At 41.6% G+C, this 24,072-nt stretch carries 19 protein-coding genes; 7 read left to right on the top strand and 12 right to left on the bottom strand.

Translation table 11 applies throughout. The features are described 5' to 3' along the window. The first annotated feature begins 219 nt into the window (after nucleotides 1-219). Complete coding sequence (locus tag ACM2FC_RS04125) at nucleotides 220-1,143, top strand: hypothetical protein (protein WP_498479586.1); 924 nt, start codon at nucleotides 220-222, stop codon at nucleotides 1,141-1,143. Between the two features lie 133 nt (nucleotides 1,144-1,276). Here ACM2FC_RS04125 and ACM2FC_RS04120 read toward each other — a convergent pair whose 3' ends face one another. From ACM2FC_RS04120 to mngA, 3 genes are all read right to left on the bottom strand, one after another. After that, nucleotides 1,277-2,413, bottom strand: a complete 1,137-nt coding sequence (locus ACM2FC_RS04120; protein WP_498479585.1) for a glycerate kinase — start codon at nucleotides 2,411-2,413, stop codon at nucleotides 1,277-1,279. Nucleotides 2,414-2,459: 46 nt separating this feature from the next. Then, entirely contained in the window at nucleotides 2,460-5,105 is a 2,646-nt protein-coding gene (gene mngB, locus ACM2FC_RS04115) for a mannosylglycerate hydrolase (RefSeq protein WP_498479584.1), read from the bottom strand. Nucleotides 5,106-5,210: 105 nt separating this feature from the next. Then, the gene (gene mngA / locus ACM2FC_RS04110; protein ID WP_498479583.1) at nucleotides 5,211-7,142 is read right to left on the bottom strand and encodes a PTS 2-O-a-mannosyl-D-glycerate transporter subunit IIABC; all 1,932 of its coding nucleotides are present in this window, start codon (nucleotides 7,140-7,142) and stop codon (nucleotides 5,211-5,213) included. 233 nt (nucleotides 7,143-7,375) lie between these two features. On the opposite strand from mngA, the gene ACM2FC_RS04105 reads away from it, so the two are divergent. Continuing rightward, the gene (locus tag ACM2FC_RS04105; protein ID WP_498479582.1) at nucleotides 7,376-8,092 is read left to right on the top strand and encodes a GntR family transcriptional regulator; all 717 of its coding nucleotides are present in this window, start codon (nucleotides 7,376-7,378) and stop codon (nucleotides 8,090-8,092) included. Nucleotides 8,093-8,181: 89 nt separating this feature from the next. On the opposite strand, the gene ACM2FC_RS04100 is transcribed toward ACM2FC_RS04105, so the two are convergent. Continuing rightward, a complete protein-coding gene (locus ACM2FC_RS04100) occupies nucleotides 8,182-9,351 on the bottom strand; it encodes a hypothetical protein (RefSeq protein ID WP_498479581.1) in 1,170 nt (389 codons plus the stop codon). Nucleotides 9,352-9,711: 360 nt separating this feature from the next. On the opposite strand from ACM2FC_RS04100, the gene ACM2FC_RS04095 reads away from it, so the two are divergent. After that, nucleotides 9,712-10,086 carry a hypothetical protein gene (locus tag ACM2FC_RS04095; RefSeq protein WP_498479580.1) on the top strand — a complete coding sequence of 125 codons (375 nt, stop codon included), beginning with the start codon at nucleotides 9,712-9,714 and terminating at the stop codon, nucleotides 10,084-10,086. A gap of 153 nt (nucleotides 10,087-10,239) precedes the next feature. Continuing rightward, nucleotides 10,240-11,070, top strand: a complete 831-nt coding sequence (locus ACM2FC_RS04090; protein ID WP_498479579.1) for a substrate-binding periplasmic protein — start codon at nucleotides 10,240-10,242, stop codon at nucleotides 11,068-11,070. A gap of 127 nt (nucleotides 11,071-11,197) precedes the next feature. Here the strand turns inward: ACM2FC_RS04090 and ACM2FC_RS04085 are convergent, their stop codons facing one another. From ACM2FC_RS04085 to ACM2FC_RS04075, 3 genes are all read right to left on the bottom strand, one after another. Further along, nucleotides 11,198-11,977: a carbon-nitrogen hydrolase family protein gene (locus tag ACM2FC_RS04085; RefSeq protein WP_498479578.1), complete on the bottom strand. Its 780-nt coding sequence runs from the start codon at nucleotides 11,975-11,977 to the stop codon at nucleotides 11,198-11,200. 256 nt (nucleotides 11,978-12,233) lie between these two features. Beyond that, entirely contained in the window at nucleotides 12,234-13,127 is an 894-nt protein-coding gene (locus ACM2FC_RS04080) for an SPFH domain-containing protein (RefSeq protein WP_498479577.1), read from the bottom strand. 431 nt (nucleotides 13,128-13,558) lie between these two features. Further along, nucleotides 13,559-14,488, bottom strand: coding sequence for a M14 family metallopeptidase (locus ACM2FC_RS04075; protein ID WP_498479576.1), 930 nt, complete (start codon nucleotides 14,486-14,488; stop codon nucleotides 13,559-13,561). Nucleotides 14,489-14,738: 250 nt separating this feature from the next. On the opposite strand from ACM2FC_RS04075, the gene ACM2FC_RS04070 reads away from it, so the two are divergent. Beyond that, nucleotides 14,739-15,152 (top strand): VF530 family protein, encoded by a 414-nt coding sequence (locus ACM2FC_RS04070; protein ID WP_498479575.1) that lies wholly within the window; start codon nucleotides 14,739-14,741, stop codon nucleotides 15,150-15,152. 65 nt (nucleotides 15,153-15,217) lie between these two features. Here the strand turns inward: ACM2FC_RS04070 and ACM2FC_RS04065 are convergent, their stop codons facing one another. Continuing rightward, nucleotides 15,218-16,468 carry a DEAD/DEAH box helicase gene (locus ACM2FC_RS04065; RefSeq protein ID WP_498479574.1) on the bottom strand — a complete coding sequence of 417 codons (1,251 nt, stop codon included), beginning with the start codon at nucleotides 16,466-16,468 and terminating at the stop codon, nucleotides 15,218-15,220. A gap of 416 nt (nucleotides 16,469-16,884) precedes the next feature. On the opposite strand from ACM2FC_RS04065, the gene ACM2FC_RS04060 reads away from it, so the two are divergent. Further along, nucleotides 16,885-18,063 (top strand): Bcr/CflA family multidrug efflux MFS transporter, encoded by a 1,179-nt coding sequence (locus tag ACM2FC_RS04060; protein WP_498479573.1) that lies wholly within the window; start codon nucleotides 16,885-16,887, stop codon nucleotides 18,061-18,063. Between the two features lie 53 nt (nucleotides 18,064-18,116). Here the strand turns inward: ACM2FC_RS04060 and ACM2FC_RS04055 are convergent, their stop codons facing one another. Both ACM2FC_RS04055 and ACM2FC_RS04050 read right to left on the bottom strand, forming a co-directional pair. Continuing rightward, entirely contained in the window at nucleotides 18,117-18,686 is a 570-nt protein-coding gene (locus ACM2FC_RS04055) for a DUF2850 domain-containing protein (RefSeq protein ID WP_498479572.1), read from the bottom strand. A gap of 351 nt (nucleotides 18,687-19,037) precedes the next feature. After that, entirely contained in the window at nucleotides 19,038-20,006 is a 969-nt protein-coding gene (locus tag ACM2FC_RS04050) for a phytanoyl-CoA dioxygenase family protein (protein WP_498479571.1), read from the bottom strand. Nucleotides 20,007-20,148: 142 nt separating this feature from the next. Here ACM2FC_RS04050 and ACM2FC_RS04045 point away from each other — a divergent pair, with 142 nt between their 5' ends. Next, nucleotides 20,149-21,021: an AraC family transcriptional regulator gene (locus tag ACM2FC_RS04045; RefSeq protein WP_498479570.1), complete on the top strand. Its 873-nt coding sequence runs from the start codon at nucleotides 20,149-20,151 to the stop codon at nucleotides 21,019-21,021. Nucleotides 21,022-21,042: 21 nt separating this feature from the next. On the opposite strand, the gene ACM2FC_RS04040 is transcribed toward ACM2FC_RS04045, so the two are convergent. Together ACM2FC_RS04040 and ACM2FC_RS04035 are read right to left on the bottom strand one after the other, a co-directional pair. Further along, nucleotides 21,043-21,867, bottom strand: a complete 825-nt coding sequence (locus ACM2FC_RS04040; protein ID WP_498479569.1) for a DsbA family protein — start codon at nucleotides 21,865-21,867, stop codon at nucleotides 21,043-21,045. A 272-nt stretch (nucleotides 21,868-22,139) separates the two neighbouring features. Beyond that, nucleotides 22,140-23,396 carry a DEAD/DEAH box helicase gene (locus tag ACM2FC_RS04035; protein WP_498479568.1) on the bottom strand — a complete coding sequence of 419 codons (1,257 nt, stop codon included), beginning with the start codon at nucleotides 23,394-23,396 and terminating at the stop codon, nucleotides 22,140-22,142. Nucleotides 23,397-24,072 lie beyond the last annotated feature (676 nt).

Raw genomic sequence — 24,072 nt, 5'->3', positions numbered from 1 at the left:
GAAGAGCCTGAATCACTATACATAAAATTCAAACTGGTTAGGATTACCGTCATACATTCGGACGTAGCTCGTCTTTATTGGCTTTGTTGATGCGCATCAATATTCAGTAATGACTGGTGAAGCAATGTTGAAATATACCACATAAACATACAAATCAATTGCACTTCTCTACCATAACTATCTCATAATATTCAAATAAAGACTAAATCATGGATGAACATGAAAAACATAAAAATCTTCTGTTTAATTAGCGGACTGATATTGTCAGCACAGGTATTTGCAAAGCAGTCGTTGATTCTACAAGGGGGAGTATCCAAACAACTGGGTCAGGATCACAGCAGTTATACATTTGAAATCAGCTATCAAAATACCCTGAGTGAGCATACCTATTTTGATTTGTCTCATATCAACGAAGGACATCATCCCAATCACAAACGTGATGGTTATGTGCTGAGCTATGGTGTGAATAGTAGCACTTGGAAAGGCTGGTCTTTGTATGCACAAGCTGGGGCCTATCTTTACTTTGATACGCAAACACTGGTGGGGCGCGATTACCAGGACAGCCATGGGGTCATACCGCTCTGGCAGGGAGGCATTCGTTATCAGTTTGCCAATTCTCCGTTCATCGCACTGGCCTCGGTAGCCCAATCGCAAACTCGGGATGGTTACGGCACTCGGATGTATATGTTTGGAATAGGCGGACAGTTCTCTGAACCTGAGCACTGGTTTGCACCAATTAATTCCGATTCGGCCAATCAGATTAATATTCTGGCGGGTCAAAGCGTGAAGAATAGCCTCGATAATGAATCTGGCGTTACTGGTCAAGTCGAGTACCAGCGTACTTTTAATTCGAACCTATTCGTCACACTGGGGGCTGGTCGGGAGGTTGATCATCTCTACTCTCGTACTAGCCTGTTTGCCCAAGCGTGGCTAAACACCGCATTAACACCAAAATGGTCTATTGCTGTCGGAGCCGGACCGGCAAGAGATATCAGCAACTCTCGCTGGAACGGGTTAATTTCGGCAGAATCTCGCTGGGCAATGACCAAAACGGTGGTTATGATACTCAGATTCGATCGGACACTGACGTCCAACGATATGGACAGTGACCACTTTTTGGTCGGAGCGGGTTTTAAATTCTGAGCTGGCTCAGCCTTTCTCTGGTTCTGTCGTAAAGTCTATTGCAAGGGCTTTGTTGATGCGCTCATTTAATCATCAACTTTGATTTGAGCGTGTCTTCCTTTATCCTTGGGGACTTTGTTGTCCTCCAACAACATTATAACTTCATACCAACTCGAATTGAGGCTGCAATATTGCGTGCAGTACGCTTCAGATTCACTCGCGCTTCCGTCAAAACTTGTTTTAACCCTTGAGGCGATCGCACCGTACCAAAGCTGGCGTCAATCACACCATAGAGTTCATCAATTTCCTTTCCTAATGAGCCCGCGATACCAATCACTGGTATGTGTTTCTTTTTGGCTCTTTGAGCGATGCCAAACGGTGTTTTTCCTTGTAAGGTTTGGTTATCCATCTGTCCTTCACCAGTGATAACGAGATCAGCGCCTTCTAGAATTGAATCAGCTTGCAATACATCGAGAACCATTTCAATACCTTGCTTGATTTCTATATCAAACAGCAATGATAACCCTAACGGCGTACCTCCGGCTGCACCGAAACTTTTTGATTCACAATGATCAATGGATGTTTTCTCAGCCGATACTTTGGCAAAATGACGAATTGCACTATCGAGCTTAGTCACCACTTTTGGAGACGCACCTTTTTGTGGGCCAAATATATGGCTTGCCCCCGTTTCACCAACTAGAGGATTAGCAACATCACATGCCAAAATTAACTCTACTTCTTGGCAACGTGGATGCAAAGAGGTTAAGTCGATTCTAGATAAAAGAGAAAGTGGCTTGCCGCCTCTCGCTAGTTCGTCGCCATTAACATCTAACAATTTCCCGCCCAGTGCTTGAACAATACCGGCCCCCGCATCGTTGGTTGCACTGCCACCTAAACCAAGCAGTATTTTACTTACACCTAAATCTAACGCGTGCTGGATTAATTCTCCTGTTCCATGAGTTGTTGCTCTGGCTGGATCAAGCTGACTAGGGTCTAGCAAATCAATTCCAGATGCCGCCGCCAATTCAATGAGCGCCGTTTTTCCACCCTCTAATAAAGCCCAATTTGCAGTGACTGGCTCACCTAATGGGCCACTTACCCTTGATTGTTTTATCACCCCATCTAAGCCTTGCAATAGTACGTCAACCGTCCCTTCCCCGCCGTCAGCGAGAGGAAGGTGAACGAACTCAGCTTCAGGAAAAACTTGGCTAAAGCCTAACTCAATACATTCGCAGACTTGCTGTGCTGTTAACGATCCTTTGAACGAATCTGGAGCAATTACAATTTTCATACTTATAAATCCAAAGCCGCCCAAAATGGGCGGCGACACTGTTCATCTAAAACTTAACTTGGAACGTTTTCGCTTGGCATGGTTTGATTGTGCCAAAGTGCTCTGTCTCATATATCGTGTCTGACACTTGTTCGTCGAGGCTAGCTTCACGCCAAGACGAAACTACAGGGTTAAAGTTAATTCGGTCATCTACAGTTTCAGACTGTGACGGGTTGTAAATACGCATGATGAGCGCTTCTTCATCTTCTGCCTTTTTCAACACACTTAACACAGCACCGCTTTGTTCTTTGCTCAATAAAGAGTATGTAAGCGGTTTGTCTTGCTCGCCAACATTTAGCTTCATCGCGTTAAAAGGGATTTTGTTGTAGCACTGAATCGGTGTGACATTGTCACGGGCTTCGGCCATGATGTTTGCTTCAATGTGGTTGCCAGAATAGCCGTATAACGAAAACTCGCAGACTAATTTGCCACGTGTTTGCGAATCTGGCGTTGGAATTTTTATCCCTGACGGACGCCCCGGGCGCAGCAGAAGGTTCTCTTTACCAAGAACACCCACTCCACGCAGAAGAGTCAAAGCAAAAGTATCGCGCTGATCGTTACCCTGACTTGAGATAACTTCAAACTCTCGTAAGCCATTGGTCATTAAGGCCATGCCACCTTGCTTTTCTTTGGATTCTAGCGCAGCAAAATTCATCAGTTGGTACACAGGTACTGGCGCTTCTTTCCAACCTTCGTCCTGCCAAACCTGCATCGCAGGGTCGTTAGTTGGTCGAGTGATGAGGCCAAATTGATTGTCAGCCACCACTTCATTCGAAACATAAGGTGTCGGAATGAGTACTCGTACACGATGATCGTCAGCTTGGTTATCTAACTCCATGCGAACTTCAATTCGTCTTGAGCCTTGCTGTAATACCACACTGCAATGAACATCAACATAGCCATTCCTACCTGAGCGCTGCTCTCGCTCAGTTAAGTTTTCCGGTACATCCATTCGAAGATTTATCGTCGCAACAGACTGGAAACCCTCATACTTTATGTTGGTCTTCGCTTCAAATTCGTCGGAATACAACAACCACTCTTTACGCGATGGCGAGTAGTCATATTCGTCACCATCATCGGAGCCTTCCTCTATGCGAAGCGCCTGTTCAAATCGCATTCCTGTTTCTTTATCAAGAATATTCAGTGTGCCATTGTCATTGACCTTGATTTGATAAAACTCGTTCTCAAGCAAGTCTTTATTTTGTTCTGCCGGTTTTTGCTTGCCTTGTTTGTTTCCTTCAATATGCAATGTCGTAAAGCCCATCGCAGGCACTTTGCGGTGGATCTGGATATCGTATTCGATAAACGGATCGTAATTACCATAATGAACAATCTGGCGGTCAATTTTCCCGGGGTCAATTTCACGCTGATCTTGGATAAAGTATTCGACTGAATCACCATTTTCATCAAAAATATCAAATTGGTTTGCTCGGATGGTAATCGTTGTATTGATAACTTCTTCACGAGAATATGGCGATAGGTTAAACAGAGCTAACTTATCGCATCCTTCACGATCTGGCATATGATCGACAATCTTGCGCTTATAGAACTGAATCAAGTTAGTCGCCATATCATCGGCTAGGATGTAGCGGTTTAAAATTTCAGCATGAACTTTATCTGAGCAGCAGCAACCAATCGAGTCATGGGCATGGTTCTTCATGCTTTCTTTCCACATTTTCTCAATGAGACCGTGGTGATACTCAAAACCTAGTGACCATGCGATAGAAGCTAATGGTTCAAGGATATTGACGATCTTATTTTCAACCTGCGCGTGGATCAACTTAATGTCCATGCGAGTTGACGAAATTGTCCGGTGAACACGCATGTATTTGCCGTCATTGAACTCACCTTTCACGGTATCCAATTGAGCGCGCTCTTGCTCTATTCGCTCAAACACTTCTTCAAATCGGCTCATCATAAACTCGCGATCTGGATAAACTTCGCGCAGTTTATCCATCACATCAAAAATATCTTTTTGAATCGGCATTTGGTCATGCCCATTGGGCAACAAAATATCTTTCGTGACCGAGGCATCTTCAAGGACTGGGAAATACTTATCCAAACGAGCTCTTAAGCCGTCTTCATCTTGTGGAAGGTATTTACCAATGGCATAACCAAGGGGTAAAACTTGCGCCATCACTTCTGAGCCATCATTTGACTGCCACAAGAATTCTGTTTTGTCAGTACCGTGACGCTCAGAACAACCACGCCAAAACATGGTTTTGTCAATACCAAAGCCGTTGTAAATCATGGGTAACTGTGAGCTCATAGAGAACGAATCTGGTAGATAGCCAATTTTCATTGGCTCTCCTAATTCTAGGCAGTCGCGCAATCCGTAAAGCATATTACGTACAATGGACTCACCTGAAACTTGCATCGTATCAGTTTGAGAATACCAAGGTCCGACAATTAACTTTCCCGCTTCAACTAATGCTTTGACTCGTGGTTTATTTTCCGCCTTGATGGCGAAATAATCTTCCAAAACAGCTGTTTGACCGTCGAGTACGTAGTATTTGTACTCAGGATCGTTTTCCAGACGCTGGATGATTTCTTCCATGTTGTTCACGAGCAAAATTCGAGATTCTTCGGTCGTGAAGTACCATTCGCGATCCCAATGCATGTGAGGAGTAATATGAACGCGTGATGTAGTCATTAACTTTTACCTTTAAAGCCGATTTTTCAGCTTGAATGAATGCTTTGTAGTGTGATTAAGTAGGGCATCGCTGATATTCTCCGCAATGCCGTCTCTAAAATGTGTTTAGTTTTGAGTCGCGACTTGAGCTTCAAACTTCCCTTTTTTTACTGCATGTGCTCGCCATGCAATGAGAGTAATAGTCGAAATTATCGTGCCGATAGCGGCTGCGCCAAACCAGACAGCAGCTGCCATAAAACCACCTAACCCCGCGTCATGTAATAGGAATAGTGAGAAGATGCCCGCACCCGGCGTAGAGAGCCCAATACCAGCAGCGCCAACCATTGCACCTGTTACCGCAGATCCAAGTAAGAATGAGCCGATAACGCGAATAGGATCTTCAATCGCCATAGGAATTGCACCTTCAGTGATACCCGCAAGCCCTAGCAGCCAAGTGGATTTACCGATTTCTACTTCGAAGTCTTTGAACAATCTAGGGGCAATTAAAGTGGAGGCGGTCACGGTAAACGCCGATACCATTTTAACTGAACCAAATATCGCGTACGGAGCGTACACACCATTAGCCATCGCTCCCAAACAAAATGCATAAGCTGCTTTGTTGATTGGCCCACCTAAGTCAAACGATACAAATAAACCGATAATTCCACCAAGCAATAGAGCATTGGTTCCAGACAAACTATTTAGCCAGTCCGTTAAGCCCTGATTAAGCCATGCTACAGGTTTACCTATCACAAATAGCATCAACGAACCCGCAACTAACGTGCCGATCACTGGATACAAATAGAACGTTAGGAAACCATTAAAGCTAGGACTAAGACGAATATTTTCCTTCACCCAACGCATAACATAGCCAGCGATTAAACCGCCGACAACGCCACCAAGGAAACCAGATCCTATTAAGTTGGCCGCGATACCCGCTGCAAAACCGGGGCCCAATGCTGGTTTGTCTGCTAACGAATAAGCAGTATAAGCAGCCAATACAGGTACCATAAGGGTACCAAGTAAGCCACCACCTAACTTGCGATACATCCAAAGCCAAGAATCTTTGGTCGCGTAAAGCTCCTGAAGATTGAACATTTGAGCAATCAGTACTGCGACAGCCAACACAGTACCACCAGCAACAATCAACGGGACCGCAAACGAAATCCCCGATAGTAACGCTTGCTTAAGCTCTGTTTTTAAGGGTAGTTTTTTGGGTTTATCTTGCGTAGCGGTTACCCGTTCGGTACTAACCCCTTCTTTGGCTGCCTCAATCGCTTGGTTTAAAATTCTTTCCGAGTGCTTTATAGGCTCTGCTACTGGAACTTCTACACGAGGTATACCGCTAAATCGCTCAATTTCTTTGATTGCCACCTCGGCAGCAAATACAACAGCTGCCGCGCAATTTAACTGTTCAGCGGTCAAACGATCTTCAATACCGTTCGCGCCTTGCTTTTCAACAAACACTTTATAGCCCAGCTTTTTACCTGTTTTTTCAAGGTACTCGGCCGCCATATAAGTATGAGCAATCCCCGCAGGGCAAGCGGTTACTGCGACAATAACAGGAGTATTTGTATCACATTTGTATTCTTCTTCCTGAGCTGAAGAATTGCTGAGCAAATTCATGACTTGCTCTACCGTTGTCGCATTTAGAACCGCTTCTCGCACATCGTCGTCAACTAAAGTCGTGGTTAACTCTGTAAGCAGGTGCATGTGCGTAGAGCCAGCCTCAGCATTTGGAATAGCGATTAAAAAGATAAGGTTTACATCCTCATCTTCATCCAGCCCTTTCCACTTAATATCCTGTTTTAGCGTCGCAACAGCAAACGCCGCTTCTTTTACGGCATCCGTTTTACCATGCGGTACTGCTAGGCCTTCGCCCAGAGCAGTTGGCCCCTGCTCTTCTCGAGCATAGACCGCTTGCAAATATTCTTCTTTGCTATGCAGTTTACCTTGTTGATTTAGCTTTTCTGCTAGTGCTTCAATCGCTTCTTCTCGACTATTAAACGTCGTTTGTAGGGTAATCAGCGATGAGTTTGTCAGAGAGGTCAAGTTCATAACTTTGTTCCATTGTCTCATTCGATAGTCATTCTTCTTCTGAAACAAATAATACCTTTATAATACATATTATCTGCGACAATGATCTCAATTTTGTGTCAACTCAAATTATATGTATTTATTTTGTATCAACAACAATTGTAATCATCTGTATTTACTGCTTGTTTTTGTTTCTACAATTCGTATTATTGTTGTAGCTAACGTACCAAACAACCTATTACAACGAGGCACGAATGGCTAGATTGCCAATGTACCGTAAAATTGCTGATGCAATTCGCGAGAAGATCAAGGTAGGTGAATATAAAATAGGCGAAGCATTGCCAACTGAAGCTCAATTACGCGAAGAGTTTTCCGTTAGTCGCGTCACTATCAGACAAGCCTTAAAGCTTCTAATTGCAAATGAAGAGCTAGAAAGCATTCAAGGCAGCGGAACTTACGTTAAAGAAAGCAAAGTCAATTACGATATCTACCAGCAAAGTAGTTTCGCGGAGAAATGGACTCACCTGCAAGGCGTGACTCATAGCGATGTCGTTGGCTTTGAAATACAGGCTGCCTCTCTTGCAATCGCTGATCTTCTACAACTAAGTGAAAATGATAAAGTCTATTACATTAAACGAGTTCGATATTTAAACAACAATCCAATTACTGTTGAAGAGACATGGATGCCAACAGAAATGTTTCCCGATCTCACCTATCAAGTGATGCAGGGCTCCAAATATGAGTTTATTGAAAAACAGAAAAAGATGGTGATTGATCGAAGCGAACAAGAACTCATACCTGTACTCCCTCCCAAAGAGGTCGCTCAACTGCTCGACATTGACCCAAGCTCCCCAATTATTGAGAAACGCACTCGGGGCTATTTAAACGGTGATGTCGTTTTTGAATACAGTCGCAATTACTTTAAGTCGAGCGACTATAAATTTACTTTGGTTGCAAAGCGTCATCGTTAGTAATTTTTGTCACTTAAAGCATCTAAGCAATAACCGCCTTTTGAGGCGGTTATTGCTTATTAACACTTAGACTAGAAACATCTCAATATTTAAAGCAACGCTCTACCATTATCGCCTTGCTCATATATAAGTTTACTCACCGTATTCAACGCTTTTATTTCTTCTGCGGACACTGCCAGTGAGTTTTTTCCATTTTTCAAATTCATATTCAAGCGACAAGCTAGTAACTTAATCGTACTCAAGCTTTGTCTTGCATTAGGAACACGTTTTTGTACAAATAAAAACCACTCTTTATTCATATTTCTATGTACCTTATCCAATACCGCTTGGTTAGTAATAGTAAAAGGCTTACCGTCAGCACTACCATCACGCAGAATATCATAAATGATATGTCCTTTCTTTTTAGCGACTAGCATATTGCGAGTGTTCAACTGAAGCTCAGAGATATGACCATTACTCATTTTAAGGAAGAATTTAATGTCCTTATATCCAGCATCAGTCGCCTCACAATTAAATCTGGCGTATTCACCTTCACTGGTTTTATACCTATCTTTCATGGCATTTTTATAGGTTTGTAACACTCTAAATTCATTTGAGTTACGTATAAGAGCGGCTGCGGATTTCATCCCTTCTTTGGTTTCAAAAAGTATTGTCATACGCGCAGCATCCTTCAAGTCACCAATATCATAGTGACGTTTACGATTGGTAATTTTATCTAATGCACCGTGAAAATCTTTAACGCCCAAATAAGCCCCAGGTGGAGCTTTAACGATCGCTCTGTAATTGTCACTATTACCAACACCCAGTTTAGAGACCTGTGCAACAATATTCTCCGAAAATGTACGCAGCTCAGCTTGAGCTTCTGTTATTTCCATAAACATAAGAAATAGCTGCTTTTTCTTTAGCTGAGCGTTTGCTAATTGCGTTCTGGAATGGAAATCATTCTGACCAATTGTTTCTTGCTCAAGATAGTTACTGATCCTGCTATTGTCGGTCATAATATCGTGTATGATTTGATCTTGAGCTCTATTGTTTTCGTCTTGATAGTCATAAACTCTCAGTTTTTGTTTCAACTGTAATAGCTTTGTTGCTAACTTTTGCTGATTAACCAACCGAAAGCCTTGCGACATATTGTTTTGCTGATTGATTTTCGCAAACACACGGGCATTAGTTGCGCTTTGAGCTTCAGACCTCATCTTGTTTCGTTGTATGGCGTCTTGTTGCGCCTGAGATATCACCACACTATCTTGGGTACCCATTGGTTTCTCCTAATTATTTAGTTGCTCATCTAATTAATTATTTAAACTCTATAAAGGGATGTTATTTATTAAATAACATCCCTTTATCAATATTCACCTAATACAAGAACGAAATTAAGATATAAGTTAGTAAAGTAGTTTTAAATAATATTCCTAGATTAATAATATTGTTTTTTTTGAACTTGGATAACTACCCAAAATAGTAGTTTTATTAACAGTAACGTAAAAATAATATTAGCTATTGTTTATATAAGGCCTATCCAAGCCATGAAAATTAACTGTGCAAGCCAAGTCAACGCCACACTTTTTCCTTGCCCTAAACGAATTTGACAACGCATTGAAGTTTTTAGGAAAAAAACTGTGTTACAAGCAGAGGAGCAAGGATACAACGCCATGATTGTCGGGCTATACCACATTATTCGAAATAATGGGCAGTCCGTTAAGGCCAAAGACATTATTACGTGGACTTCAGAAAATACGCCAATCCCGCCCTTTGGCTTCTGGTCTTTTGCTATCAGACAAGATAAAACGATAGGTGTCTTAGTCTTAGATGGCTATTACCAAGGAGAACTAGCCGCTCAACTTGCTCTGCAAGGGTTAGAAAATGGCAAGTTTATAAATTCGTTTCCCAAAACCGCAGAAAAAGGAAAATTACTATTTAGTGAAACCCAAATGAAAAAGTGGAAAATTACTCTACCAAAAATTTTGCAAGAAAAGACGATATTCGTTCACTAGGTCTATAATCCCCTGCTCCTGACGGTGAATAATCTGATTAATTAGAATTTTTACTCTTTCTGTTCTGGTTGATTAGCTTTCAAATTTTTCTTCCTACCCCTGAGCTTATTAGGTATCTTAATAGTCATATCACTTCTAAGTAACGGAATACTTATGACAGCGAAGAGTTGGCTGAAAATAATCACTTTTTTGAGTTTGGTATCCACCAATATTTTTCTAACGTATGCACATGCCTCCACAGCAAAGGTAAATGTTTGCGATGACATTTCCGAATGGCCTCCATATAACAACTGGGAAAGAGTTGATGGAAAGGTCAACAAAAACAAATTAACAGGCGCGATGATCGACGTGCTTGACGAAATCTCCAAGCTGACAGGAATCGAGTTTGAAATCTCGATGTATCCTTGGAAGCGCTGTCTAATTGAAGTTGATCAATTCTCTAAAAACCAGAAATTTGAAATGTTCATCAACGGTACTTTTAATCAAGATCGAGCGGACAAGTATTACTTAACTGCTCCTATTTACTTCAACCAAGCTGGTGTTTGGTACTCTACATCCCGATTTCCAAATGGGTTTACTATACAAGCTTTTGACGAGCTTAAAGATTACAACTTATGTGGCATCCTAGGATACAATTACGACCGTTATGAAATATCCGACCCTAACCAAGTTGATACGGGTGCGACAAACCTAAATCAAGCGATGAAAAAGGTATCAGCTGGCCGGTGTGAGTTGCTATTAGAATCTGCCGCTATCCCCTATGGATTTCAAGCCATAGGAAAAAGCGTTATTCCAGAAGGCGTTAAGTTTGCCGTGATATCGGACTCTCCTTCCTCAGGCTTTCATATTTTTATCGCTAAATCCTCACCTAGAGCGTATGAGTTACAAACTAGAATCAATCAAGCCATCATCATACTGGCTGCAAACGGCACTATCGATAAGATTATGAGAACCTATCTGCCCACTTGTGGTCGGTATTGCTAACCAGAGATGTTGGATAACAATAAAGAATGATCAACATCTACGGGAGTTTCGTATAGAAACTGGCTTAGATTAGTCGCTTGCTTTCGGAATATTCGAATTAATATAAGTATCGTGAATCCTGAGTTGTTTACGATATCCCTAGCAGCTCATTTGTGTACTTGGTAAGCCCCTTTGTCCCAAAACCTTGCTCTAGTTTTTCATAAACATAATAGGTTATCGACTGACTATTTCGATCAGCTTGCACTATGGTATTTCCGTGTTGGTCAATAACACTAGTGGGTGCAGTTTGCTCGAAGGTTGAGGAATTGACCGAAAGAATAGTAAATACATTTTCAATTGCGCGAGATAGGAGGTGAGACTTGATTATTGAAAATCGGCTGTCATCAGGTTCATTTTGAACATCGCACAGACTGACAATAGCGACATCCACTTGTTCTTTGTAGAGCTCTCGAAAATATTCTGGAAAACGAATTTCATAGCAAACTCGAACACCTACCCTTATACCTTGAATATCAACGACTCCGTTAAAACCACTATCTACAATGAAATTATCAGCGTCCCAACCCCATAATGCTCTTTTATCATAGTACTGCACTTCACCCGACGGTTTAATAATAGCAATAGAATTGGCTGCCTTTTCACCACACTTACGAATATAGCCTAGGAAGAGGTAAATCTGCTTTGCTTTTACAAGGTTAACAACTTCATTAAAAGCAATTTCTTGTGTTTCGAAATCGATATCGGAAATAGAGCTAATTTCTACAGGAGGATAACCTGAAAAAGCACACTCCTGTGTAACGAGAACCTGAGCATCATTTTCGCTAGCTTCACATATCGCCTTCTTAATCGTTTCATAATTTTGGGATGGTTTAGTGCTTATCGGAAACTGCAACAAAGCAAACTTCATTTCTTCATACTCCCATCTTGGTTGTCGTACAAACTAGTGTGAGCGTAATTGCGCCAAACGCCCCCTGAAGACTAACAAATCATCTGATCTATCATCAAAAAACACCTTAATCCAAAGCGTTACAATCACAGTTCGTTATCATAATTAGAGGGCTTAAGTACCATTACTTTTTCTTCTTTTAAAATGTCTGTCCGTTCAATTTATCCTTGTAGAAAAGAAAGGAAGCCCAGCGTAAACTAGGCTTAGTGTTCGACCTTTATTTTACGGTTTTTAAGATAAAAGGAGCGCTGCTTCCAGTTTTTGCATCGCCATAGATAGGCGAATAGGTTGCGGGTAGTTGTCCATCCCAGCCTTTACCCGCTTCGATTTGTTTTACTTCCAATTCTTTGAGTCGAAGAATGTTAGCTGTCAATGATTTGTTTAATGCTTTATTACCTTCAGCTCTTTGCTCTAACGCATAACGCTCTGCATCAGCAGCAACTTTTTGAGCATGTGCTTGACCATTCGCAAGAGACTCTAACCTAAATTGCTCAGCTTCAGCTTGTAGCTTTTTGGATTCCGTTTCACCTCTAGCTTGTTCAATCGCGCGATCCGCTTGCGTTTTCTGGATCCGAAGTTGAGAAGCCTCGGTTTCTTCTTTTTGTAACCTTACTTGTGTTTGATAAATTTGCTCTGCAATTTTCTTATCAAAAGTGATATCTTGTACAAGCACATCATTAATTTCAATCTTGCCATCCAACGCATCGGTTAAACGCTGTTTTAGTGAAAACTGCATGTTGGTGACATTTGTCGATTGAGCGAGTGCTCTTGAGTCTGGCAGCTTACGTCCCTCATCACGGACAAACGCCCTCAATTGCTGACGGATCGTCTTGTCTAGAAATTCGTTCATGGTACCGTAGTTAACCTTAATGGACGGGACACTGGTTGGCGGGACGCGGATTAAAGCGGTGACATTGGCTGTTGAGTTAAATCTGTCTTGGGTCGGCAGATTAATTGCGTTTATTTCGTATTTAATTTCTCTTGTGTCGTAAGTATCAAAAGAACACCAAGGTTTAACTGGAAAGTGTAGACCTTCTGTAAACGGTGTATCTGTCACTTCACCAAAACACGTTTGTACTTTCGTTTGTCCTGCTGGCGTAATGGTGTACATATTCAACGCTACCATGAATAGTAAAAACAAGATTATAATGGACAAACAATAGGTAATAATTCGATTATTAGAGATATTCAATTGCTAGATTCCTTATGCATTGAAATTAAGAATTTGATATAGGCAGCATCCAATACTGCGAAGAAAACAAATTTAATAAACAGAACTTAAAATGTCTATTTAATTCAATCATTTTAGAAAAAATGGTCACATCTTGAAAAAGAAAGGGGGACACACACTCTAACTAGTTAGCCCACTCTATTTCCTTCTCCCTAATGCTTTTGATGTCACGATAGCACTCTCTGTCCGTTTAATTCGTCTAAGCACCCAATGAGGCAAAAACTCCTTAGCAATAGAGTTTCTACCTTTGCAAAAAGATTCGATATGTAATGGCTTAGTTTAAAGCTTTATTATCGCTAAATAATTCAATCTCAGATTGATTGAGTATTGACGTTTTCGATGATGTAATCCAGCGCACCAATAATAGCGGCAGCTTGAGCATCATTACATTCTTCATCATTAACTCTTGGGCTATCTGGGTATACTTCCGTCGTCGTGCCGAAAGCACATTCTGTCATCCCACCACAGAGGCCAAGTTTTTTCATATCATAATTGATGACGCCCTCTTGCTTGACTTCAGAGCCGATAATTTTTCCATTTTCATCGGCAGGTGCTATGTGGGTGACTTTTTTTACCGACTCTATCACTGCTTTTTGAAACTCTGGAACTGGGTTTCCACTGTCCCCTACCGTATAGAAACCATCTGGAATAGTACCTTTGACGAACTCGATTCCATCTCGCGCTGCTAACGCTGGGCGGAATTCTGTTTCATCTGTATCTGTCGTCTCATGTAGGTCTATATGTGCGAGAATATTGATGCCGTGTACTCTGCGCATTATAAAGGCCGCTTCTTCCGAAGGCGTATCCTTATAGAATGAACGATTAGGATCAATGGCTAGTGGATTCCATCGGTTAATGGTTTCGTAACCCCAAGGGCTGATACAGGGACCAATCAGAAAATTAAAATCGTTTAAGTATTGGCCTGATTTATCTTTCGCGAACTTCAATGCCCCATGCACACCACTGGTTTCATAGCCATGCACACCACCAGTAATCAAAATAGTTGGCTTGTTATCGTCCCAATTTTTGGACTGTAAGCAATACAAGGGATATTGTTCAATGTTGTAGGAAAGCGCGCCGTAGTTATCAATATCAAACGTATTCTCAAGCGCTTTAATTTTACTCACAACTTCTTTTTGATAACTGCGCTGAATTTTTGTACTTTGCAGCCATTGTTGACGCTCCTTGTCTTCCCAAGATTTCCCTGGCGTTCCGATAGGGTAAAAAGTGTTAGTTTGCATAATAGTTATTCTTTGTGTAGGAGTTGGTTAGTCCGTATGTTCTACTATCATATTGTTTCCTGTCCAATAGTTTGTTAGCGACTTTGCTAAATAAGCAAAACTCCAATTATCAGAGATATTGGAAACCTACGTAGGCAAAAGCAGCATTCGACTCGATGCTTTTCTTTTCAAACCATCGCAGAATAACTATAGATATCTCTGCAATGTATACTTTGCTAAACTCCGTCCTTTAATGAGAAAGGTCCCTAGAATGATGACTGACGAAGAAAGAATCGAACTGCAACGAAACAACCCACTTCATGGGCTAAAGCTAGAAACTATGTTGCAAGAGTTAGTGGATTTTTATGGCTGGGACATTCTAGATACAGCGATGCGCTTTAATTGTTTTAACACCAAGCCTTCGATTGCAAGTAGCGTGAAGTATTTAAAGAAAACCAAATGGGCGAGAGAAAAGTTAGAAAACTTTTACCTTTATCGCTTTAAGCGCATGCCACGAGCAAGTGCAGAAGAATATGATTTACCGCCGAGAGCACGTACTTTCCCTCATGGTCTTGAACCTAAAGATCCTATGCCGTTAACCGTTGACTCTATTCTGAAGTCACAGGCGAAAGCAGCATCAGCATTTAAAAACCGCTCATCTCGTGGACGCTCGGCTCGTCGATAAAACAGCACCGTGGAGAGACAATAGAGCCTATCTTGACATACTAAGTGAGGCTCTATCGCGCTTGTTTACTGGTTGCGTTTTTTCTTCTTCTTTCCGGTACCTGCAGGTTTTGCTCGCGGTTTCATCGGCATAAAGTACGCTTCACTTTGGTCATCTTCCACTTCAAAGCCTTCTACCTGTTCACGTTCCAGCTTGAACTTATTTTTCTTTTCTATCACTTTAAAATGGTGATAATCATCATAATCGATAAGAGATAACCCTAGACCCACTTCACCTGCACGACCACTGCGCCCGATTCGATGCATATAATCAGCGGGGCTGCGCGGAAGATCAAAGTTTATTACCACTGGTAGTTTTTCTATATCAAGACCACGTGCTGCGATATCAGTTGCAATCAGAACTTGAATTTCACCAGACTTAAACTCTTCAAGGACGCGAGTACGAGCGCCCTGCCCTTTATCACCGTGGAAAACTTCGGCTGTGATACCGCGTTTTGACAGTTTTTGAGCTAGATGATTACAGGCATTCTTTGCATTCACAAATATCAAAGTCTGTCGCCATTGATGTTGTTTGATTAAGTGCGCAAGTACCGCAGTCTTCTCACCTTTGTTAACACTAAACACACGCTGTACCAAAGTACTGGTTTCTGTGCTCTGCAATTGAACTTCAACTGGATCGCGGAGCAAGTGCTGAGCCAACGTCGTGACTTTATCAGGGAAAGTAGCAGAAAATAGCAGCGTCTGTTTCTTTTCTGGTAGCAATGAAAGAATCTTATTGAGTTCATCGGTAAACCCGAGGCTCAACATACGGTCAGCTTCATCGAGGACAAGTGTTTTTACTTGATCCAACTTGATAGCGTTACTGGATACCAGATCGAGTAACCTACCCGGTGTTGCCGCAATAATGTCACTTCCACCACGAAGGGCCAACATTTGAGGGTTCACCGATACGCCACCAAATACTGCAACCGTTTTTATCTTATCTCTATGATGGTACGAGTAGGATTTAATGTTGTAAGCCACCTGTGATGCCAACTCACGTGTTGGAACTAGAATCAGGTGAGACACGAAATTACCACGACCGTTAGACGACGTATCCTGCTGAACTATCTTTTGCAGAATTGGCAACACAAAAGCGGCAGTTTTACCAGAGCCGGTATTCGCACCGCCAACAAGGTCTCTTCCATCAAGTACATAAGGAATGGTCTGAGACTGAATTGGCGTCGGTTGGCTATATTCCAACGCCTCAAGTCGCTCGACTAAGGTTGGAATCAGGCCTAAGTCGGAAAAAGTCGCTTGCTGTGTTTTATCTGTCATTACAATGAGTGGCTCAAACTAGGTAAAGGCCGTGTATCTTATGCTATTTAGCGCGAGGATGTTAGCTGTATTGAACGAAACAGCCTATTGGCTGGACTCCGAATTGGACTTCCAGTATTAGCAACATAGATCTTGACCTACTTTGGGGATATACATAGAATCCCACCAATCATTTAACCACTAGAAGACTCAAGATGTATTACTGCGCTAGACCATCGCATCATTGCAGCTATGAACTTCTAGTTGTGACGCCTGTTGCTTATCTTATAAAGCCATTCCTTTCTAAATAATCAATTCGTTTCTTAGGACAGATCTGTCCAGAATTTATCAGCTTCAATGACACTTTTTCGCCGTTGAAGTTTTCCAATTATCAGTAAGGTACGAGCAAAACTTAAGCTCGTGCTGGAAACGAATGTATGCCAACGTCTAAGTTAAATTTTGGGCTTATTGCCCTTTTAGCCGCTATTGCAGCTTTATCTCCTACAGCCATGGACATGTATATACCTGCATTCCCTTATCTAGTGAAAAGCTTCCACACCGACACGGCTTCGGTTCAAACGAGCTTTCAACTTTATCTAGTCGGCTTTACGCTAGGGCAACTTTTCTGGGGCCCTATTTCCGACACTATTGGCAGAAGACACTCCCTGCTCTCTGCCATAGCGCTTTTTTCTTTGGCTAGCGCTAGCTTTTTGTTCGTCACGTCTATCAACCAATTTAATCTTTTGCGGTTCATTCAGGGTATTGCTGGATCAGGCGCTGCTTTACTTGTTATAGCGATTGCTAGAGACAGCCAACGTCAAAACGAATTTGCTCGCACGCTATCTATTATTTCTTCTGTGATGTCTTTGGTTCCTTTAGCGTCACCGACTATAGGTGCACACTTAACCACATCTCTTAATTGGCAATCAATCTTTGTCTTAATGAGTGGCATGGCTTTGGTAACTTGTGGGCTAGCTGCTATCTTGTGCAAAGAAACTTTACCTAAACTTCAACGCCAACCACTTAGCCTTGCCAAAACAGTATCCAGCTACGCTGGTTCAATATCCAATCCAAGGTTTGTGTGTTTTACTTTGGCTGGCGCATTTGCATTCTCTGGGGTATTCGCGTTTTTAGAACAAGGCACCTTTATTTACCAAAACCTTTTTCATGTTCATACCGATACCACCGGATATTTATTTGCGCTGAACATCATTGGTATGATGGTTTTTAATACCATCAATACCAATTTTATCAGGCGCTATGGAGCACCTCGTATGTTGGCCTATGGGGTTGGAGTACAGGTGTTCGCCGTGACCATCATGCTAGTCAACGCTCATACCGATAATCGGGTATCAATATTGGTGTCAGGGATTGTCTTATATACTGGCGTCAATGCTTCCATATACGGCAACTCGCTAGCTTGTGCACTACAAAATAAAATGCATTCGACCGGGACATCCGCAGCACTTTATGGTGCGTCATGCTTTGGCATCGCCTCTATCGTGGGCTGGCTATTAGCTCACTTTTCTATCACTACATCCTTGCCGATGATAATGACGATGGCTATTTGTTCGCTCATTTCGACGATTTGTATCAGGGTAGCTAGGGCCTTCTGAGCTACTAAAGCCAACAGCCCCTAGTCGATATGAACTAGGGGCTGTGTTTCATTCTAGTTGGTGTCAGTATTTTCTGAAGATCTATCGTCAGTATCAGACTTCACAATACGACGATGTAGATTAACTGGCGTCTCAACTTGTTTAGTTTTGAAGTACTGACTGATTTCATCCTTTCGCGTATAACTATTACCTTGCATATCGACAGTGTGTTCATAGCCTTTCTTCACTAACTCCTGCCGAGGTAGTCTAGGGTGGATCCGCTTCAGTTGTGGAGAACCCTCATTTTCAAATAGATAGACATAACGTCCACCTCCGGTTTCAACAACCAGTTCCGAGCCATTAAACTCATAACTAGTGGTCATTAATCTAGAGTTTTTATAAATTCCTGATTCGTTTATCACATATTGATCCGTGTTGTATTTGGGCGCTCCAACCTCTATCCAAGAACCAAATAATTTTGTTTTTGTGGGTTTATTCTTAGCATTAAAACTAGTCACTATCGCAATTATCACCCCAAGCAAAATTGCTAGTAGCAAGGCTAATACTACTTTTAGCATTGCTACCGTTATCACACCCCTATCCTTCGCCGTACTGTTTATTCCGATGCCATTATTAGAAAGCATATTACTCCATTAATTACGCCAAATGTAATACGTCAACTCTATAAGAAACAACACGAAATGTTAAACAGTAGTAAATACTCTGATAGTATTTTTAGACCTTAATTATCAATAAATTAGTAACAAGATATATCAATATTTTTACTAGTAATGGATATAGAGGTGACAAATGAAAGGCAAGTTAAATTCCATAAGGACAACAGATAAACCAAGAAAATAAATTTACATTAAAATGCACTTTAGCGATCTGAATTATGAATATATTTAGCAATCACATACGAAATGACAATTACCAGCGACCTCAAACAAATCTATACCATCAGACCTTTTTGAGGTCGCTCTAAATGAAGTTACTTACTCATAAACCACGCTTTCTTTCCAGCTGTGTTCACCCAATAATTTTAACCCCAACTCTGATAATTCAGGCTTTGGATAGCGAGTCTGCTCCCAATTTCTTGGGTCACCGGGAAACGCAAAACCTTCCGGAGGTAAACGATTTAACCAAGATTGAATCCTCCATTGACGAATATCAATATTCTCTTCCTCCGCTGGCACCATTGATATATATTGTGCCATACGCACCCTATCAGAGTGATTCGGACGAATTCCATGAGGCAACAAGCTATTAAAAATGAGTAAATCTCCTGCTTGTAGTGGAATAAATTCAACATCAAATCCTGTTAAATCTGGCACAAATGGGTCTCTGTCTTTAGGCTGGGTTTCACGCCACTCTTCTAATTCTCGGTACAACCGAGGCACACACTGAAAGCCGCCCGTTTCTTTATCTGTATCTGTTAGAGCAAGCACACCTTGAACATTAACTGGCAACGGAGTGAGTGAAGAATCCGCATCCCAATGGATAAATCCATCAAACTCACGACTCTCTTTATTAGGTGGGTTGAGGTTCGCCCTATCAATAGTGACCCATAATTCTTCTTTGTCCCATATATCCACAAATGCATTGTAAACATCAGGATTTTGCCTGTTATCCCATAGAACCTGATTGTGGTAACACTCAACCATGCCAGAGTTATTTAATTCGACCATTTGATGGTCTTTCCTTTGCGCTTGGTACCATGTCGTTGGATGATACGGAGACATCTCCTGAAACTCCCACAGAAACTGTTTGGTACGTTCAACTGTTTCTGAAGGTATCATTCCTTTAATGACGACATACCCATTTTTCTTCCAAAACTCGAACTGCTCTTTAGTGAGCTTTTTAAGTGGTAGTTTTTTATTTATGTCTTTTAACTGGACATCATACAGGTTTGAGACACTGTTATTACCCGGTGCGTTGTCACCAAATCCATATTTATTTTTCATCTGACCTTTCTCCGCTTCTCGTTATGTATTCACATTTTGACAACATACACAGTAGAAAGGTGATGAATTCAGCGCAAATTTCGATACTATTCAGTCATATTAAACAGAAGAAATACAACTTTAGTATTGGAATAAGTTCTAGATGAAAGCCCAATTTGAAAAAATAATCTATGAAGAATCTTGTTCTTGGAGGCTACTGATCCGAGAGCTAGATGAAATCCCATTTGAGTGGCATTTTCATCCAGAGTTTGAGCTTACTCTGACCCTCAATAGTCTAGGTGAACGTTATATAGACACTCGCATTGATTCTTATTCTAATTGGGATCTAACTCTGCTTGGTCCTAACATTCCTCACACTTGGCATTCCAAATCGAAGATGAATCAAGATAGGCCGCATAAGGTTTACGTTTTGTGGTTTGATAGACAGTGGCTAGAGAATCTCTCGCAAGTTTTTCCAGAATACAAACACGTGAACACCCTCGCGCAACTTGCTCTTAAAGGTATTCAATACCCTTCAAAGCTAGCAAAAGAACTGTACCCACTTTTTGTCGAATTAGACCAAGCAACGCCTGCAAAACGCCTCACTCTTTTTTTACAGATTTTAGAGTGCTTGATGAACTACCAAGAATTTCGCTATTTAAATGTCAATCATTCTGAACTGCGAATAGGTTCTGAGAAGAGGCAACAATTGATGCTCAACAAGGTGTTAGATTTCATTCATATCAATTACGTTTCCTCGATCTCTTTGAGTCAAATAGCACAGCATATTGGAATGAGCGAAAGTACGTTGAACCGATTCTTCCAACGGTTAATGGGACAGAGTGTCAGTCAATATATAATTGATGTGAGATTGGCAAAAGCCTGTTCACTATTAATTCGCTCAGATCTGTCAGTCGCAATACTATCAACCAGAGTTGGTTTTCAAAACCTGTCGAATTTTAATCGCTTATTTAAGAAAAACAAGAATATGACACCGAAAGACTTTCGTAACAAGTATCAAAGAAAGAGCGCCTGAAAAGGCGCTCTAGAAATGCGATTAAGACTTGCTAGAAGTGCTCGTAGCAGGGGTCTTAGCGGTAGCTGGTGAAGCGGATGCTACGTCAGCCTTAACTTCAGCAATAGCCGCTTTTAAGCCAGCAGGATCGTAACCACGAATGATCTTAACGTTGTCTTTATTTGCACCTTCGCTAGGCATTACGATAAGTGCTGGAGTTCCACGGAAGGAAAGCTCACCAAACAACTGTAGGTTGTCCATGTAGCTATTGTCTGTCTTGAACTTGCTAACATCAACACCCGCTTCTTTCGCAGCTTTGTCAATTTCTTTCTTAGTTAGCTTGCCTTCAACCTGACCACTTTCGAATACTGCATTGTGGTAAGTGTTGTAAGCTTCGCTACCTTTTTGTGCATAGATCCAGTTACCCATATCCGCTGCGTAACGAGAGGCTTCCCAACGCATACCAAAGATTGGCGTCTCTTTGTAAACAAAGCGAACATCTGGATTATCTTTTTGCAGCTCTCTTACAACAGGAGAAACTTTCGAGCAGAAGATGCACTGGTAATCGAAGAATTCAATCACGTTCACTTTCGCGTCTTTTGGACCAACAAAAGGTGTCTTTGGATTGTCTAGAAGCTCTTTGGAGTGCTGAAGCACTGCTTGAACAGCTTGATTATTTTGCTCAGCAATCTGCTGCTGCTTGTATGTCTCAGAAGCTTTAATCAATACTTCTGGGTGCTGAATGATATATTGACTAGCAATTTTTTCAATTTGCGCTTTTTGCGCTGTCGAAAAGTCAGTGTTTTGTGCACTACAACCAGCTAGGGCGATAGCTGCTACTGCTGTAAATATGGCTGTTTTTTTCATAGCTCGTCTTACTAATTGGGTTCTACAAAGGTTCAACAAAAGTTTTGTTTCAGACACCTTCTACCATAAAAGTTCGTACTTTTTACCGCCATGACAATAAATTTACATAAACGAGTACGTTTTACCACTTATTGCACAACTATTACAAATAAAGTTAAGAAGTAAAATTCACACCCTGAATAAACCAAAGAACCAAACGTTTGGAGCATAGACCGAAACGCCACATCCATTTTCAATTTTAAAAAAGAGACTTTTACGCCTCTTTTACCAATTTAATTTTTCTTTTTACCGCGCCCTGCATGTATTTTTAGCTTGGCCTTCATTTTTTGCTTATCTCGATTGCGCCCTCTACGTTGGCGCGGTTGATCAGGCTTGTCATTTAATGGAGCTGGGCTGGGTTCAAATCCTGCCAACCACTCTTGTGGTAAACGTCTATCTAGCAGTGTTTCTATAGGGGCTAACAAGTACTCTTGGTCATGAGACATCAGTGAAACTGCTAGTCCATCTCTTCCTGCGCGCCCCGTTCGGCCAATACGATGAACGTAGTCTTCTGCCTTAAACGGCATATCAAAGTTTACAACCTGATCCAATTGGGGAATATCTAGGCCCCTAGCAGCCACATCGGTTGCAATCAAAGCTCGCACCTGACCAGTTTTGAAATCTTCTAGTGCTTTGCTTCTTGCACCTTGGCTTTTATCACCATTGATGGAAACAGCCTTTATTCCGTCCAGTTTCAGCTCCTTCGCTAATTTATTGCTACCCTTTTTGGTTCTGGTAAAGACCAACACCTGTTGCCAGTTTCGTGAGCCAATTAGGTAGGCGAGTAACGCGGCTTTTTTCTGTTTATCAACTGGATACAGGATCTCTTTTACTGTTGTTGCTGTGCTATTTTGCTCCGACACTTCCACTTCTTCTGGATCTTTTAGCAGCTTATAAGCCAGTGCTTTAATTTGAGAAGTAAAAGTGGCTGAAAACAGTAGAGTTTGACGTTGTTGGCTGAGATGACGAAGAATTCTCTGAATATCTGGCTTAAACCCCATATCCAGCATTCTATCTGCTTCATCCAGTACAAAGTGTTCGACATGCTTGAGACTAATATGGCCGCAGTGGTGATGATCAAGCAAGCGCCCCGGAGTCGCGACCACAATATCACATCCAAGTTTTAAGGCATCTCTTTGCGCTTTTATACTCGTACCACCATAAACAGCAACACATCGCAAGTTGGTATCTTTACTAAAACTAACCAACGCTTCAAACACCTGTTGAGCGAGTTCACGAGTAGGCACTAAAACTAGGCAACGCACTTGATTCTGCTTACTTTCCGCCACTGATTCTCTAAGCATTTGATCAATGATAGGAAGCGAAAAGGCTGCCGTTTTGCCCGTTCCAGTTTGCGCAGCCGCTAATAAATCCTTACCCGACAACACCAACGGAATCGCCTTAGATTGAATTGGAGTTGGCTCGGTATAACCCAGTTGGTCAACGGTTTCACATAAAGATGTGCAAAGACCTAGTTCACGAAATAGCATAGTTTTATAGATACGAAGTGGTAAAAACGCTTCACTCTACACCAGTCACTGCAATAGTGAAATTAGAATTCATTGGCTGAAGAAAAATTGCTCGCGTTGTTCGAATAACGCTAACGGCCCTAAAAGAAAACCCCGCAACCGAGTAGGTTACGGGGTTTGTTCCTTACCTGCAGCAATCCTGCTACATTAAAGTTGCTCCCTGCCTCTGTCCTTGACAGTACGCGAATCCTTTTGCGCTTTCCTTAACATCGCCTTCCTAGCGGTGTCCTTTCTCGTCATCCTGACGGGCTGTATCTTTCCGTGAAACCAGTCCTTTTGCCCTAAGTTTTCACCATCCTAGTGAAGTGCTTCCTGCACGATTCCTTAGCTATCCTTTCAGATTACTCTTCCTAACTGAATAATCTCTCCCTCTTCCTGAGGGCGACTGATCCTTAGTCTTTTCTATCCTTGTCTGCGTCCTGCTGACATGTTTAAGATTACGGAAATGAGCCGAAGACACAATGCAGCAATGAAAATAATACTTTCACTTATGTATCACAAAACTTTAATATCATTAAATATCATATAGTTAATATTATTATAAAAATAATCCTGCAATGCTAATCCTCAAATTCCTACCCATTTGTAAGAAATATCTCACAACAAAAATAGACAGACATCCGTTTAACTAGGCAAA

The sequence above is a fragment of the Vibrio sp. A37 genome (assembly GCF_059777565.1).
This window is presented reverse-complemented; position numbering and strand designations above follow the sequence as displayed.

What these genes read in the sequence shown, in the direction of transcription:
- ACM2FC_RS04125 (WP_498479586.1), top strand. Translation starts at nt 220, where the DNA reads ATGAAAAACATAAAAATCTTCTGTTTAATTAGCGGACTGATATTGTCA.
- ACM2FC_RS04120 (WP_498479585.1), bottom strand. Translation starts at nt 2,413, where the DNA reads ATGAAAATTGTAATTGCTCCAGATTCGTTCAAAGGATCGTTAACAGCA.
- mngB (WP_498479584.1), bottom strand. Translation starts at nt 5,105, where the DNA reads ATGACTACATCACGCGTTCATATTACTCCTCACATGCATTGGGATCGC.
- mngA (WP_498479583.1), bottom strand. Translation starts at nt 7,142, where the DNA reads ATGAACTTGACCTCTCTGACAAACTCATCGCTGATTACCCTACAAACG.
- ACM2FC_RS04105 (WP_498479582.1), top strand. Translation starts at nt 7,376, where the DNA reads ATGGCTAGATTGCCAATGTACCGTAAAATTGCTGATGCAATTCGCGAG.
- ACM2FC_RS04100 (WP_498479581.1), bottom strand. Translation starts at nt 9,351, where the DNA reads ATGGGTACCCAAGATAGTGTGGTGATATCTCAGGCGCAACAAGACGCC.
- ACM2FC_RS04090 (WP_498479579.1), top strand. Translation starts at nt 10,240, where the DNA reads ATGACAGCGAAGAGTTGGCTGAAAATAATCACTTTTTTGAGTTTGGTA.
- ACM2FC_RS04085 (WP_498479578.1), bottom strand. Translation starts at nt 11,977, where the DNA reads ATGAAGTTTGCTTTGTTGCAGTTTCCGATAAGCACTAAACCATCCCAA.
- ACM2FC_RS04080 (WP_498479577.1), bottom strand. Translation starts at nt 13,127, where the DNA reads ATGTACACCATTACGCCAGCAGGACAAACGAAAGTACAAACGTGTTTT.
- ACM2FC_RS04075 (WP_498479576.1), bottom strand. Translation starts at nt 14,488, where the DNA reads ATGCAAACTAACACTTTTTACCCTATCGGAACGCCAGGGAAATCTTGG.
- ACM2FC_RS04070 (WP_498479575.1), top strand. Translation starts at nt 14,739, where the DNA reads ATGATGACTGACGAAGAAAGAATCGAACTGCAACGAAACAACCCACTT.
- ACM2FC_RS04065 (WP_498479574.1), bottom strand. Translation starts at nt 16,468, where the DNA reads ATGACAGATAAAACACAGCAAGCGACTTTTTCCGACTTAGGCCTGATT.
- ACM2FC_RS04060 (WP_498479573.1), top strand. Translation starts at nt 16,885, where the DNA reads ATGCCAACGTCTAAGTTAAATTTTGGGCTTATTGCCCTTTTAGCCGCT.
- ACM2FC_RS04055 (WP_498479572.1), bottom strand. Translation starts at nt 18,686, where the DNA reads ATGCTTTCTAATAATGGCATCGGAATAAACAGTACGGCGAAGGATAGG.
- ACM2FC_RS04050 (WP_498479571.1), bottom strand. Translation starts at nt 20,006, where the DNA reads ATGAAAAATAAATATGGATTTGGTGACAACGCACCGGGTAATAACAGT.
- ACM2FC_RS04045 (WP_498479570.1), top strand. Translation starts at nt 20,149, where the DNA reads ATGAAAGCCCAATTTGAAAAAATAATCTATGAAGAATCTTGTTCTTGG.
- ACM2FC_RS04040 (WP_498479569.1), bottom strand. Translation starts at nt 21,867, where the DNA reads ATGAAAAAAACAGCCATATTTACAGCAGTAGCAGCTATCGCCCTAGCT.
- ACM2FC_RS04035 (WP_498479568.1), bottom strand. Translation starts at nt 23,396, where the DNA reads ATGCTATTTCGTGAACTAGGTCTTTGCACATCTTTATGTGAAACCGTT.